The sequence below is a fragment of the Enterobacter asburiae genome, from assembly GCF_024599655.1.
Taxonomy (GTDB): Bacteria; Pseudomonadota; Gammaproteobacteria; order Enterobacterales; family Enterobacteriaceae; genus Enterobacter; species Enterobacter asburiae_D.
Genome location: NZ_CP102247.1, coordinates 1,953,313 through 1,966,600, shown reverse-complemented (window position 1 = coordinate 1,966,600; position 13,288 = coordinate 1,953,313). Strand labels below are relative to the sequence as shown.

General features: G+C 56.9%; 13 protein-coding genes. 6 read left to right on the top strand and 7 right to left on the bottom strand.

Annotation, left to right across the window (positions count from 1 at the left end; all coding sequences use genetic code 11):
• Positions 1–23: 23 nt before the first annotated feature.
• Genes NQ230_RS09280 through aspS form a run of 3 tightly spaced genes read right to left on the bottom strand, consistent with a single transcriptional unit; the run spans position 24 to position 3,009 of the window.
• The gene (locus NQ230_RS09280; RefSeq protein WP_008500447.1) at positions 24–764 is read right to left on the bottom strand and encodes a YebC/PmpR family DNA-binding transcriptional regulator; all 741 of its coding nucleotides are present in this window, start codon (positions 762–764) and stop codon (positions 24–26) included.
• A gap of 27 nt (positions 765–791) precedes the next feature.
• Positions 792–1,235, bottom strand: coding sequence for a dihydroneopterin triphosphate diphosphatase (nudB, locus tag NQ230_RS09275; RefSeq protein WP_032658557.1), 444 nt, complete (start codon positions 1,233–1,235; stop codon positions 792–794).
• Position 1,236: 1 nt separating this feature from the next.
• Positions 1,237–3,009 (bottom strand): aspartate--tRNA ligase, encoded by a 1,773-nt coding sequence (aspS, locus tag NQ230_RS09270; protein ID WP_257260872.1) that lies wholly within the window; start codon positions 3,007–3,009, stop codon positions 1,237–1,239.
• 263 nt (positions 3,010–3,272) lie between these two features.
• Between aspS and NQ230_RS09265 the strand changes: the two genes are divergently transcribed.
• The 5 genes from NQ230_RS09265 to cmoB are packed head-to-tail and all read left to right on the top strand — an operon-like array spanning position 3,273 to position 6,853.
• Positions 3,273–3,839, top strand: coding sequence for a hydrolase (locus NQ230_RS09265; RefSeq protein WP_257260870.1), 567 nt, complete (start codon positions 3,273–3,275; stop codon positions 3,837–3,839).
• Positions 3,836–4,654, top strand: coding sequence for a DUF72 domain-containing protein (locus NQ230_RS09260; RefSeq protein WP_257260868.1), 819 nt, complete (start codon positions 3,836–3,838; stop codon positions 4,652–4,654). The genes NQ230_RS09265 and NQ230_RS09260 overlap by 4 nt, the downstream gene beginning before the upstream one ends.
• 51 nt (positions 4,655–4,705) lie before the next feature.
• Positions 4,706–5,101: an MAPEG family protein gene (locus NQ230_RS09255; RefSeq protein ID WP_021240443.1), complete on the top strand. Its 396-nt coding sequence runs from the start codon at positions 4,706–4,708 to the stop codon at positions 5,099–5,101.
• Between the two features lie 40 nt (positions 5,102–5,141).
• The gene (cmoA, locus tag NQ230_RS09250; RefSeq protein ID WP_032647795.1) at positions 5,142–5,885 is read left to right on the top strand and encodes a carboxy-S-adenosyl-L-methionine synthase CmoA; all 744 of its coding nucleotides are present in this window, start codon (positions 5,142–5,144) and stop codon (positions 5,883–5,885) included.
• The gene (cmoB, locus tag NQ230_RS09245) at positions 5,882–6,853 is read left to right on the top strand and encodes a tRNA 5-methoxyuridine(34)/uridine 5-oxyacetic acid(34) synthase CmoB (RefSeq protein ID WP_039263658.1); all 972 of its coding nucleotides are present in this window, start codon (positions 5,882–5,884) and stop codon (positions 6,851–6,853) included. The genes cmoA and cmoB overlap by 4 nt, the downstream gene beginning before the upstream one ends.
• Before the next feature lie 189 nt (positions 6,854–7,042).
• Here cmoB and cutC read toward each other — a convergent pair whose 3' ends face one another.
• Entirely contained in the window at positions 7,043–7,786 is a 744-nt protein-coding gene (gene cutC / locus NQ230_RS09240; RefSeq protein WP_159514436.1) for a copper homeostasis protein CutC, read from the bottom strand.
• Between the two features lie 78 nt (positions 7,787–7,864).
• Positions 7,865–8,425 (bottom strand): VOC family protein, encoded by a 561-nt coding sequence (locus NQ230_RS09235; RefSeq protein ID WP_257260863.1) that lies wholly within the window; start codon positions 8,423–8,425, stop codon positions 7,865–7,867.
• Positions 8,426–8,664: 239 nt separating this feature from the next.
• On the opposite strand from NQ230_RS09235, the gene argS reads away from it, so the two are divergent.
• Complete coding sequence (gene argS / locus NQ230_RS09230; protein ID WP_257260861.1) at positions 8,665–10,398, top strand: arginine--tRNA ligase; 1,734 nt, start codon at positions 8,665–8,667, stop codon at positions 10,396–10,398.
• Between the two features lie 75 nt (positions 10,399–10,473).
• On the opposite strand, the gene bglB is transcribed toward argS, so the two are convergent.
• Together bglB and NQ230_RS09220 are read right to left on the bottom strand one after the other, a co-directional pair.
• Positions 10,474–11,613 (bottom strand): beta-galactosidase BglB, encoded by a 1,140-nt coding sequence (gene bglB, locus NQ230_RS09225; protein WP_257260859.1) that lies wholly within the window; start codon positions 11,611–11,613, stop codon positions 10,474–10,476.
• A 4-nt stretch (positions 11,614–11,617) separates the two neighbouring features.
• A complete protein-coding gene (locus tag NQ230_RS09220) occupies positions 11,618–13,201 on the bottom strand; it encodes an MFS transporter (RefSeq protein WP_257260858.1) in 1,584 nt (527 codons plus the stop codon).
• Between the last annotated feature and the right edge of the window lie 87 nt (positions 13,202–13,288).

Below are 13,288 nucleotides of genomic sequence, written 5' to 3'. Positions count from 1 at the left end.
CGTAACGGATTTATACGCTCTCATTAGAGAGTCGCTGCAACCTCATCAGAGATTTCACCGTTGTGATACACTTCCTGCACGTCGTCGCAGTCTTCGAGCATGTCGATCAGACGCAGCAGTTTTGGTGCCGTTTCCGCATCCATGTCCGCTTTGGTAGACGGGATCATGGAGACTTCAGCGTTGTCCGCTTTCAGGCCAGCCGCTTCCAGCGCGTCGCGCACGGCACCCATCTCTTCCCACGCGGTGTAAACGTCGATAGCACCGTCATCGAAGGTCACAACGTCTTCCGCACCGGCTTCCAGCGCCGCTTCCATGATCGCATCTTCATCGCCTTTCTCGAAGGAGATGACGCCTTTTTTGCTGAACAGGTAAGCCACGGAACCGTCAGTGCCCAGGTTGCCGCCGGTTTTGGTGAACGCGTGACGCACTTCCGCAACGGTACGGTTACGGTTGTCAGACAGACACTCAACCATTACCGCTGTACCGCCAGGACCGTAACCTTCATAAATGATGGTTTCCATGTTCGCGTCTTCATCACCGCCCACGCCACGTGCGATTGCACGGTTCAGGGTGTCACGCGTCATGTTGTTAGACAGCGCTTTATCTACCGCCGCGCGCAGACGCGGGTTAGAAGCCGGGTCGCCGCCGCCCAGACGCGCTGCTGTCACCAGCTCGCGAATGATTTTGGTAAAGATCTTACCGCGCTTGGCATCCTGTGCCGCTTTGCGGTGTTTGGTGTTGGCCCACTTACTATGACCTGCCATAAAAATATCCTCAAAGAGCGCGCCTTTTCAGGCAGCGTTAATTACAAATTCTTCAATCGCCTGCCGGTTGCTCCACGACTTGGTCAGTGCGGCGGCGTCCGCCGCATTCACCCAGCGGTAGGTCAGGTGTTCGGTAAACACGATCTCCCGTTCATGGGGGAGCGCGAGACAGAACCACGACTCCGTATTGCGCTCGGTACCCGGCGCGTAGCGATGACGTAAATGGCTAAAAATTTCAAACTCCACCGTGCGCTGACAGTCCTTCAGGGTCAGTTGCTCGCGGGCAACGTCAATGGTGACCTCTTCCTTTACTTCACGCGCGGCGGCCTGCAACGCGGTTTCCCCCTCTTCCAGACTGCCGGTTACCGACTGCCAGAAATCAGGGTCATCGCGCCGCTGCAACATCAGCACCCGCTTCGTGTCTTCTGCATAAATGACCACCAGGACCGAAACGGGAAGCTTATATGCCATATCAGTTTTTCTCTTCCTTCTTCACCACGTCAATGCCAAGCTCGGCCAGAGAGGCCGGGTTGGCAAAGCTTGGCGCTTCGGTCATCAGACACGCTGCGGCAGTGGTTTTCGGGAAGGCAATAACATCACGAATGTTATCGGTGCCGGTCAGCAGCATCGTCAGTCGGTCAAGACCGAAGGCCAGACCCGCGTGCGGAGGCGTGCCGTATTTCAGGGCGTCCAGCAGGAAGCCGAACTTCTCGCGCTGCTCCTGCTCGTTGATGCCCAGGATGCCGAACACGGTCTGCTGCATTTCGCCGCTGTGAATACGCACGGAACCGCCGCCCACTTCGTAGCCGTTGATAACCATATCGTAGGCGTTCGCGACCGCATCTTCCGGTGCCGCTTTCAGCTCTGCTGCCGTCATGTCTTTTGGCGAGGTGAACGGGTGATGCATTGCCGTCAGGCCGCCTTCACCGTCGTCTTCAAACATTGGGAAGTCGATAACCCACAGCGGCGCCCATTTGTTTTCGTCGGTCAGGCTCAGGTCTTTGCCGAGCTTCAGACGCAGCGCGCCCATCGCATCCGCCACGACTTTCTTGTTGTCTGCGCCGAAGAAGATCATGTCGCCGTCCTGCGCGCCGGTGCGCTCAAGGATCGCTTCCACGATGTCTGCGTTCAGGAACTTCGCTACCGGGCTGGTGATACCTTCCAGGCCTTTCGCACGCTCGGTCACTTTAATATAGGCCAGACCTTTCGCGCCGTAGATCTTGATGAAGTTGCCGTAGTCGTCGATCTGCTTGCGGCTCAGTGTTGCACCACCCGGTACACGCAGGGCCGCCACACGGCCTTTAGGATCGTTAGCCGGGCCAGAGAATACGGCAAACTCAACGCCTTTCACCAGGTCTGCAACGTCCACCAGCTCCATCGGGTTACGCAGGTCTGGTTTGTCGGAGCCGTAGCGACGCTCGGCTTCAGCGAAGGTCATGATCGGGAAGTCGCCCAGTTCAACGCCCTTCACATCATTCCACAGGCTACGCACCAGGGCTTCCATCACTTCACGCACCTGCTCGGCGGTCATGAAGGAGGTTTCCACATCGATCTGGGTAAATTCTGGCTGGCGGTCAGCGCGCAGGTCTTCATCGCGGAAGCATTTTACAATTTGATAGTAGCGATCGAAGCCGGACATCATCAGCAGCTGTTTGAAGAGCTGTGGAGACTGCGGCAGCGCGTAGAATTTACCTTTATGAACGCGGGATGGGACCAGGTAATCGCGCGCACCTTCCGGCGTGGCTTTGGTCAGCATCGGGGTTTCGATATCGAGGAAACCGTGGTCATCCATAAAGCGACGCACCAGGCTGGTGATTTTCGCACGGGTTTTCAGGCGCTGAGCCATTTCCGGGCGACGCAGATCCAGGTAGCGGTATTTCAGACGCGCTTCTTCAGTGTTGACGTGGTTGGAGTCCAGCGGCAGCGCTTCTGCACGGTTGATGATCACCAGGTCGGACGCCAGCACTTCGATGGCACCCGTCGCCATGTCGGCGTTAACGTTTTTCTCGTCACGCGCACGCACGGTGCCGGTAACCTGAATGCAGAACTCATTACGCAGCTCAGAGGCCAGCTTCAACGCATCTGCGCGATCCGGGTCGAAGAACACCTGAACGATACCTTCGCGGTCGCGCATATCGATGAAGATAAGGCTACCAAGATCACGACGACGATTGACCCAACCACACAGGGTTACCTGCTGCCCGACGTGGGACTGACGCAGCTGCCCGCAATATTCTGTACGCATGAGATATCCCTTAATTAGCCGCAGGCTAAATGTCGCCTGGTATGCAGGCTACTATGTCGCAGCTTTCTGTATGTCACAACTGGATGAAAAAAGGCGGCTATTATACTGGAAATTCCGCCGGACGATAAGAGCGAACCACGGCCAGGCGGTCGTTTGCTGCACTCTTATTGCGCATTCTCACAAAAATTAACAAAATTATCCGACCAATAACAGGCCATCACGTCGTATGGTGTCTGGAAGTGACTAATTTAACGGGAGTAACGATGTTAACACTTGATGCCAGTAAAACCGCACTTGTCGTGATTGATTTACAGGAAGGCATTCTGCCCTTCGCCGGTGGCCCGCATACCGCGGATGACGTGGTCAGCCGCGCCGCTCGCCTGGCGGAAACATGTCGTGCCAGCGGTGCGCCTGTTGTCATGGTGCACGTCGGCTGGTCTGCGGATTACGCCGAAGCGTTAAAACAGCCCGTTGATGCCCAGGCTCCAGCACGCGCCCTGCCGGAAAACTGGTGGACGTACCCGGTCTCACTCGGCAAACGCGACGGCGATATTGAAGTGACCAAACGCCAGTGGGGCGCATTCTACGGTACCGATCTCGAGCTGCAGCTCCGCCGTCGCGGCATCGACACGATCATCCTGTGCGGCATTTCCACCAACATCGGCGTGGAGTCTACCGCCCGCAACGCGTGGGAGCTGGGCTTTAACCTGGTGATCGCCGAAGATGCCTGCAGCGCGGCCTCCGCGGAACAGCATCAGGGCAGCATGACCCATATTTTCCCGCGCATCGGACGTGTGCGCAGTACGGATGAGATTGTCAGCGCGCTATGATGTATGTAGGCCTGCCCCAGTGGTCGCACCCGAAATGGGTGCGCCTTGGCATCACCAGCCTCGAGGAGTATGCCCGGCACTTCAACTGTGTCGAGGGCAACACCACCCTGTATGCGCTTCCCAAAGCCGAGATTGTTGCGCGCTGGCGGGAACAAACGACCGACGACTTCCGCTTCTGCTTTAAGTTTCCGGCCACCATTTCCCACCAGGCCGCGCTGCGCAACTGCGGCGATTTGACCGAAGAGTTTTTTACACGCATGTCGCCGCTGGCGAACCGCATCGGTCAATACTGGATCCAGCTACCCGCCACGTTTGGCCCGCGCGATATGCCTGCGCTGTGGCAGTTCCTCGATGCCCTGCCCCGCGAATTCACCTACGGCGTTGAAGTCAGGCATCCTGAATTTTTTGCGAAGGGCGAAGCAGAAAAAGCGCTCAATCGCGGCCTGCTTGAGCGTTCCGTAAACCGGGTGATCCTCGACAGCCGCCCGGTGCACAGCGCTATCCCCCATAGCGAAGCCATCGTTGAAGCGCAGCGTAAAAAACCGAAAGTGCCGGTCCACGCCATCGTGACCGCGCATAACCCCATGGTCAGGTTTATCGGCAGCGATAACATGCAGCAAAATCAGGCGATGTTCGCCGTCTGGCTGCAAACGTTAGCGAAATGGGAGCACTCCACCACGCCGTATCTCTTTTTGCACACGCCGGATATCGCCCAGGCGCCCGAACTGGTCGATGCTCTGTGGCAGGCCTTGCAGGCTGCGGTGCCGTCCGTGGGCAGCGCCCCTGGCATCCCACAACAATCTTCTCTTTTCTGATATCACCCCCTATCATAGTGAAGTGCCATCTGCCAAAAACAGGGAGTTTGTATGGTCAGCGCGCTGTATGCGGTGTTAGGTGCATTACTGCTGATTAAGTTTTCATTTGATGTTGTGCGCCTCAGAACGCTGTACCGGGTCTCCTACGGTGACGGCGGGTTTTCAGAGCTACAAAGCGCTATCCGCATTCATGGCAACGCGGTCGAATACATCCCCGCAGCCTTAATCCTGCTGCTATTTATGGAGATGAATGGCGCAGAAACCTGGATGGTGCACATCTGTGGCCTGCTTCTTATTGCTGGCCGCCTGATGCACTATTACGGTTTTCACCACCGCTTAATCCGCTGGCGTCGTTCCGGCATGAGTGCGACCTGGTGTTCGCTTTTGCTGATGGTGCTGGCTAACCTGTGGTATATGCCGTGGGAGTTGGTTTTCTCCCTCCATTAGCGCACAATACGCCACTTTATTTTTCCCGGATTTTTACGTTATGTCAGATCGCGACACGCTTTTTTCCGCGCCTATCGCCAGCCTGGGCGACTGGACCTTCGATGAACGGGTAGCCGAAGTCTTCCCGGATATGATCCAGCGCTCTGTTCCCGGTTATTCCAATATTATCTCTATGATCGGCATGCTGGCTGAGCGCTTCGTTCAACCCGGCACGCAGGTCTATGACCTGGGGTGCTCGCTCGGCGCGGCAACGCTGTCGGTTCGTCGTAATATTCACCAGGAAGGCTGCCGAATCATTGCCGTCGATAACTCACCGGCCATGGTTGAGCGCTGCCGTCGCCATATTGACGCGTACAAAGCCCCTGTCCCGGTGGACGTGGTGGAAGGTGACATCCGCGAGATTGAGATCAATAACGCCTCGATGGTGGTGCTGAATTTCACCCTTCAGTTCCTGGTTCCTGAAGACCGCCAGCTGCTGCTGGATAAAATTTATCAGGGGCTGAATCCCGGTGGCGCGCTGGTGCTCTCGGAGAAATTCAGCTTCGAAGATGCCGAGGTTGGCGAACTGCTGTTCAATATGCACCACGATTTCAAACGGGCGAACGGCTACAGCGAGCTGGAGATCAGCCAGAAGCGCAGCATGCTCGAAAACGTGATGCTGACGGATTCCGTTGAAACCCACAAAGCGCGTCTGAGCAAAGCCGGGTTTGAGCACAGCGAACTGTGGTTCCAGTGCTTTAACTTTGGCTCTCTGGTGGCGCTAAAAGCGGGAGAATCCGCATGATCGAATTCAGCAACTTCTATCAGCTGATTGCCAAAAACCAGCTTTCCCACTGGCTGGAAACCTTGCCCGCGCAGATTGCCGCCTGGCAGCGCGATCAGCAGCACGGCCTGTTAAAGCAGTGGTCAAACGCGGTGGAGTATCTGCCCGAACTGACCCCGCATCGTCTGGATCTTCTGCACAGCGTAACCGCCGAGAGCGAAGAGCCGCTTCCGGCCGGGCAGATCAACCGCATCGAAACGCTGATGCGTAACCTGATGCCGTGGCGCAAAGGGCCGTTTTCACTTTACGGCGTGAACATCAATACCGAATGGCGCTCTGACTGGAAATGGGATCGCGTTCTGCCCCACCTTTCCGACCTGACCGGACGTACCATTCTGGACGTGGGCTGCGGCAGCGGTTACCACATGTGGCGCATGATTGGCGCGGGCGCGCATCTGGCGGTCGGTATTGACCCGATGCAGCTGTTCCTGTGCCAGTTTGAAGCGGTGCGCAAGCTGCTGGGTAACGACCAGCGCGCGCACCTGCTGCCGCTGGGCATCGAACAGCTCCCTGCCCTGAAAGCGTTTGATACCGTCTTCTCCATGGGCGTGCTGTATCACCGTCGTTCTCCGCTTGAACACCTGTGGCAACTGAAAGATCAGCTGGTCAGCGGCGGCGAGCTGGTGCTGGAAACGCTGGTGATTGAAGGCGATGAGCATGCCGTTCTGGTGCCGGGCGATCGCTACGCGCAGATGCGCAACGTTTACTTCATCCCTTCCGCGCTGGCGCTGAAGAACTGGCTGGAGAAGTGCGGGTTTGTGGATGTGCGGATTGCCGATGTCAGCGTGACCTCTATCGAAGAGCAGCGCCGCACCGACTGGATGATCACCGAATCGCTGGAGCAGTTCCTCGACCCGGCCGACCACAGCAAAACCATCGAAGGCTATCCGGCCCCGATGCGTGCGGTGTTGATTGCGACCAAGCCGTAGTTTTCCCCTCACCCCGGCCCTCTCCCCATAGGGGCGAGGGAGAAAAACCGCACCGAGCCGTCCCCTCTCCCCTATGGGGAGAGGGTTAGGGTGAGGGGATAAAAAAAGGCCCCTGTTGAAATTGCAGGGGCCTGGTACAAGCAAGCATCATATTGGGCGACATGATGCGCGGTAAAAATCGGTACGTTGCTACACGTGATGGCGCTCAATCAGCGACTTCATTTCCGCAACCGACTCTCCCTCTACGCCATAGCGTGAATACTCATCCGCTTCAGCATCCGTCGACATTGACAATCCTGTGTTGCGATAACGCATGGGTGAAGGTATCCATTTACCCGCGGAGCTGTGCAGCTCTTCTACCCCGGCGTTTAAAAACCGTTCCAGATTGCTGGCGCGGACTCCCGCACCCGCCATTATTATTGGAACACCGGAATGTGCTTTTAGTTCCGTAATTAATTGCAGTCCTTTTTCAGCTGACGCCTGCTGGCCCGATGTCAGAATGCGCGCTACGCCAAGTTCTCCAAGCGTTTCAAAGGCCTGAAGCGGATCCTTACACATATCAAATGCGCGATGAAATGTGACGGCCAGCCCCTGCGCGGCGCTCATAATCTGACGCATGCGCGGTAGATCGATATTGCCGTCTTCATCCAGCAGGCCGGTCACCAGCCCCGGAAACCCCAGGTCCCGAACGAGCGCGATATCATCAAGCATGGCACTGAACTCGCCCGCCGTGTAACAAAAATCACCGCCGCGCGGACGAATAATCGGGTGCACGGGAATGGTGACGGCCTGACGGGCAGACTTCAATACGCCGAAGGACGGCGTCAGCCCGCCCTCTTTGGGTGCCGCGCACAGTTCAATGCGGTCAGCCCCGTGCTTTTGCGCGGTCACGGCACACTCCACGCTGTAACAACAAATCTCCAGCAGCGCCATTTAATCCTCCTGAAATCCCACTAAACGAACCATCTTGCCACGCCGTCCGTTTTCAGTCCCGGCGTGAACTCACATCTCTTACGCTTCGCTGGCAACGATCTGCTCAATGGTCCACGGATGAAACTTCACCGTAACCTGTCCGTCAGTGACGGCCAGCGTCGGGTTAGGCAACCGCTCGCGCTCGCCTTTGGGTGAACTCGTCTTCACAAAAATTCCCGGCTTGCTTAAGCCCTCGTCAGAAAGCAGGGCCAGCGCGCGCGCGTTTAACGTCTCCGGCTCTCCCGGCAGAACAATTTCGATATGTTCCCAGCCTTCGTGTGGATAGCGTTTCTCACCCGGCCACGGCAGTTCAACCACGGTGAATTGCCAGTGCGCCACGTTCACCGGTTCATGGAGTTTAAACAGGCAAATGGGGCGACCGTTGATGATGTTCTCGGACAGTAACTCACCACACTGCTCAAACCCACGACGCCAGCGCTCGGCGGTGGCATTCTGATGACAGCGCAAAGAGATGTGATCGGCCTCAAGCGGTGCGATATCCAGACCCAGACGGGTGGCAAGTTCTGTGAACGCCTGGGTGAAGCGCGGTAAATCTGCGGAAATATCATGCAGTTCGTCAATGGATAGCCAGTTCGCCATAATTCACTCTCATTTCGTGTCGCAAAGCCGCTAATTTACTCTGTTGCCCTGTTTTGACCAACCGCAGAATCCGGCTTTTTGCGACTGCATGATTATGCACACCTTCACCGCCTGGATTCTGAGCAATCTTCAGGCCCCGCAATGCTGACGCCAGAAGGCATTTGCAGTATACTCCCGCCCTAAATTCTTTAACTGGCGCGGGCGGTTGTAAGCCCGCATCAAAAACGTAAGGTATCCAGGTGAATATTCAGGCTCTTCTCTCCGAAAAAGTCAGTCAGGCACTGATTGCCGCAGGCGCGCCTGCGGATTGCGAACCGCAGGTTCGTCAGTCAGCAAAAGTACAGTTTGGCGACTATCAGGCTAATGGCGTGATGGCAGTGGCTAAAAAACTGGGCATGCCGCCGCGACAGCTCGCTGAGCAGGTACTGACGCATCTGGATCTTTCCGGCATTGCCAGCAAAACCGAAATCGCCGGTCCGGGCTTTATCAACATCTTCCTTGAGCCTGCGTTCCTGGCACGCCACGTTGACGCGGCGCTGAAATCTGACCGTCTGGGCGTTTCCCAGCCGGAGGCGCAGACCGTCGTGATCGACTACTCTGCCCCGAACGTGGCGAAAGAGATGCACGTTGGCCACCTGCGCTCCACCATCATCGGTGATGCCGCAGTGCGCACGCTCGAGTTCCTCGGTCACAAGGTGATCCGCGCGAACCACGTGGGCGACTGGGGTACCCAGTTCGGCATGCTGATTGCTTACCTGGAAAAACAGCAGCAGGAAAACGCGGGTGAAATGGCGCTGGCGGACCTGGAAGGGTTCTACCGCGAAGCTAAAAAGCACTACGACGAAGACGAAGCCTTTGCCGAGCGCGCGCGCAGCTACGTGGTAAAACTGCAGGGCGGCGATCAATATTTCCTCGAGATGTGGCGCAAGCTGGTCGACATCACCATGTCTCAGAACCAGCTTACCTATAACCGCCTGAACGTCACCCTGACCCGTGACGACGTGATGGGTGAAAGCCTCTATAACCCAATGCTGCCCGGCATTGTGGCCGACCTGAAAGCCAAGCACCTGGCGGTTGAGAGCGAAGGCGCAACGGTGGTGTTCCTTGATGAGTACAAAAACAAGGAAGGTGAACCGATGGGCGTGATCATCCAGAAAAAGGATGGCGGCTACCTCTACACCACAACCGATATCGCCTGCGCGAAATACCGTTACGAAACGCTGCATGCTGACCGCGTGCTGTACTACATCGACTCCCGTCAGCACCAGCACCTGATGCAGGCGTGGACCATCGTGCGTAAAGCCGGTTACGTGCCGGATTGCGTTCCGCTGGAACACCACATGTTCGGCATGATGCTGGGTAAAGACGGCAAGCCGTTCAAAACCCGTGCTGGCGGTACCGTTAAGCTGTCCGACCTGCTGGACGAAGCGCTGGAACGCGCCCGCCGTCTGGTGGCCGAGAAGAACCCGGACATGCCTGCCGATGAGCTGGAAAAACTGGCCAACGCCGTGGGTATCGGTGCGGTGAAATACGCGGATCTCTCCAAGAACCGCACCACCGACTATATCTTCGACTGGGATAACATGCTGGCGTTTGAAGGCAACACGGCGCCTTACATGCAGTATGCCTACACCCGCGTGCTCTCCGTATTCCGTAAGGCAAACATCGATGAAAGCGTACTGGCGAATGCAGCCGTGACCATCACCGAAGATCGTGAAGCGCAGCTGGCGGCGCGTCTGCTGCAGTTCGAAGAGACGCTGACGGTTGTCGCGCGTGACGGAACGCCGCACGTGATGTGTGCTTACCTGTACGATCTGGCGGGTCTGTTCTCCGGCTTCTACGAGCACTGCCCTATTCTGTCTGCGGAAAACGAATCGGTCCGCAACAGCCGCCTGAAGCTGGCGCAGCTCACGGCGAAGACCCTGAAGCTGGGTCTGGATACCCTGGGTATCGAAACCGTAGAACGCATGTAATACAAAAAACCCGGCGCAAGCCGGTTTTTTTTTGTAGCCCCGGTAAGCGCAGCGCCACCGGGGATATCCACAGGTTCAGAAGTATTTCCGCAAATACTCCGTCAGACACAGTATCGCCATCGCCTGCCCGTACGGCATCGAGGTCAGCGGGATCTGGCGATAAAACTCCAGATCGCTCCCCATCCCCGTACCGAACGAGGTTTGCAGCAGCTCGCCTTCCGGCGAAATATTTTTGACGATACCGCGAATCGCTTTTTCTGCCACTTCGGCATACTCCGCGCCAACGTAGCGCTTGCGCACGGCTTTCAGAATGCCGTAGGCAAACCCTGCCGTGGCGGACGCCTCAAGATACGAATGTGGATCGTCGAGCAGCGTATGCCATAGCCCGCTGTCGTCCTGACATTTCGCCAGCGCGGCAATCTGCGCATTCAATACCTTCACCAGGTAGCGGCGCACGGCGCTGTTTTCCGGCAGGTCCACAAGCTCGAGAAAGTCCGGGATCACGATGGTGAGCCAGCTGTTGCCGCGCGCCCAGCGGGCACGGGCAAAGTTATGATTACCGTCGTAGCTCCAGCCGTGGAACCACAGCCCGGTCTCCCGGTCCATCAGGTTCTGCACGTGCAGCAGGAACTGATACACCGCCTCTTCAACGTATTCCGGTTTGTTGAGCAGCTTGCCGATTTTCGCCAGCGGCAATACCGTCATCATCAGCGTATCGTCCCACATCTGCTGATGGTTCTCTTCCGCCAGGGTGATGTGCTGCATCCCGCCGTGTTCAGTGCGCGGCATCTCGGCCATCGCCCATTCCGCCCAGCTTTCCAGCCACGGCAGCCAGGCCTGATTTTTGGTCTCTTCGTAGCGATAGGCCAGCGTCAGGAACGGCGACATGGTATTCACGTTTTTGGTGGTCGCGCCTTCCGCAAAGCGGTCGGCAAACCAGCCGTCGATGATGTCTCGCATACCTTCGTCGCCGGTCTGGCAGTAATACTGCCAGATACCGTACAGGCCGACGCCGTGCGTCCACTCCCATCCGGCCCAGCCTTTGGTGTCGATCACGCGCCCGTCGTCCAGCCGCAGCAAAAATTCACCCGTTTTGTCGTGGATATTGACCAGGCTATGCGTCACCTTTTGAATCAGCGATTTCAGCTCGTCCCGGGCGATAAAGCGCTCTGGCTGACGCAGTAACGGGCTATGTTTGACAGGCCAAACTTTCATTATCTTAACCTCTGTTGTATGTCGAATTCAGTACCGCGCGATCCTTCAGCGAAGGCGCCGCTGGCTTGTTGCGATTCAGATAGCCGATGTTGTTATTGCCCCACAGTGACTCATAAGGCATACCGGCCAGCATCTCGACGGTGGCGCGGGCGTGTGGCGTCGCTGACTCAGGCATCGCATGACCACATTCACGCATTTTCGCGGTCTCCTCGCGCAGCGTGCTGTGGGTCTGCAAATTGAGCTTGAAGCGCAGGGAAACGAGGAAGCCGCAGAACAGCACCAGGATGGTGCCCACGCTCAGGATCATCAAAATGGTGTGGCTCACTTCCGCAGGCTGCACTTTCTGACCGCTGACAAAGCCGGACATCTGCATCACAATGCCCACCAGCATCACCGCACCGGCCTGTGACGCCTTACGGGTCAGGGTCATGATGCCCGCGAAGATCCCTTCGCGGCGCTGGCCGGTGATCACTTCATCCACGTCAGCAATGTAGGTGTAGGTATTCCATGGCACATAGTTGATTCCGCCGCGACCAAGGCCCGCCACCGCAGAGATCAGCAACAGCAGAGCGTAAACGTCGCTCAGGCCCGCGTAATAGAGCACGGCGTAGGAAATTGATGCCAGACCAAACAGCACCACCACCATGCGGTAGGACGGCGCAGGCCCGAAGCGGATACACAGCGGGATCATGGCGATAACCGCAAGGAACTGGAAGATGGCCATCGTGCCCAGCAGATTGGACGCCATTGACGCTTCCTGCATCAGCACGAACACCACGTAGTAGGTGAATACCGCATTAAACACGTCCTGCGCGATATAGCCGCCGAGGTACATGCCCAGATGCTGACGGAAAATCTTGATGCGCAGCGTCGAGCTTAACTCGACGAACAGACGGTTGAGGCTCTGCCCCAGCGTCAGCTTCTTCTTCTCTTCTTCAGCACGCAGCGCCGCTTCAGACCACTCTTCGCGCGGGCGTTCCCAGGTGAAGAACCAGACGAAGGTCAGCATCAGCGCGCAAAGCACGGAGAAGACCAGGCTTGCATAGAAGAAGGAAACCGCGTTGTCTTTCCCGAAGTGGGTCAACAGGATCCCCGGCAGGAAAGAGGCCAGAATGGCGGACATCTGCGCCATAGAGATACGCGCCCCGGAGAACTTGGTTTTCTGCTTAAAGTCGTCGGTCATTTCCGGCACCAGCGTTTCGTACGGCACCAGAATCATGGTGTAGACAATATCAAACAGCAGATAGGTCAGCAGGTAGTACCAGAAGCTCATGTCCCCTACCCACATCAGCGAGTAGCTGAAAACGCACGGAATTCCCAGCAGGATAAAGAACTTACGGCGGCCAAAGCGCTTACCGAACCAGGTCGTACCAAAGTTATCGGTTAAAAAGCCCATTAACGGGCTAACTACGGCATCCAGCACCCTTGCCGCGGCAAAGATGAAGGTTGCTTCGATCGGTGAGAGCCCGCAGAAGGTGGTATAGAAATATAAAAGCCAGGCCGCCGTCAGGGCGGTGGTACCCGCCCCGAGGAAATCGCCTGACCCGTAAGCAAGATAATTTGCGAGTCCAATTTTACGTGTTTTCATTGCCGTCAACCCTAATCAGTTTTGGGAGACTCCCTGCAAGCAAGCTTCATCCGGGAGCTTTTATACGGCTACAGTAATTGCATCGGC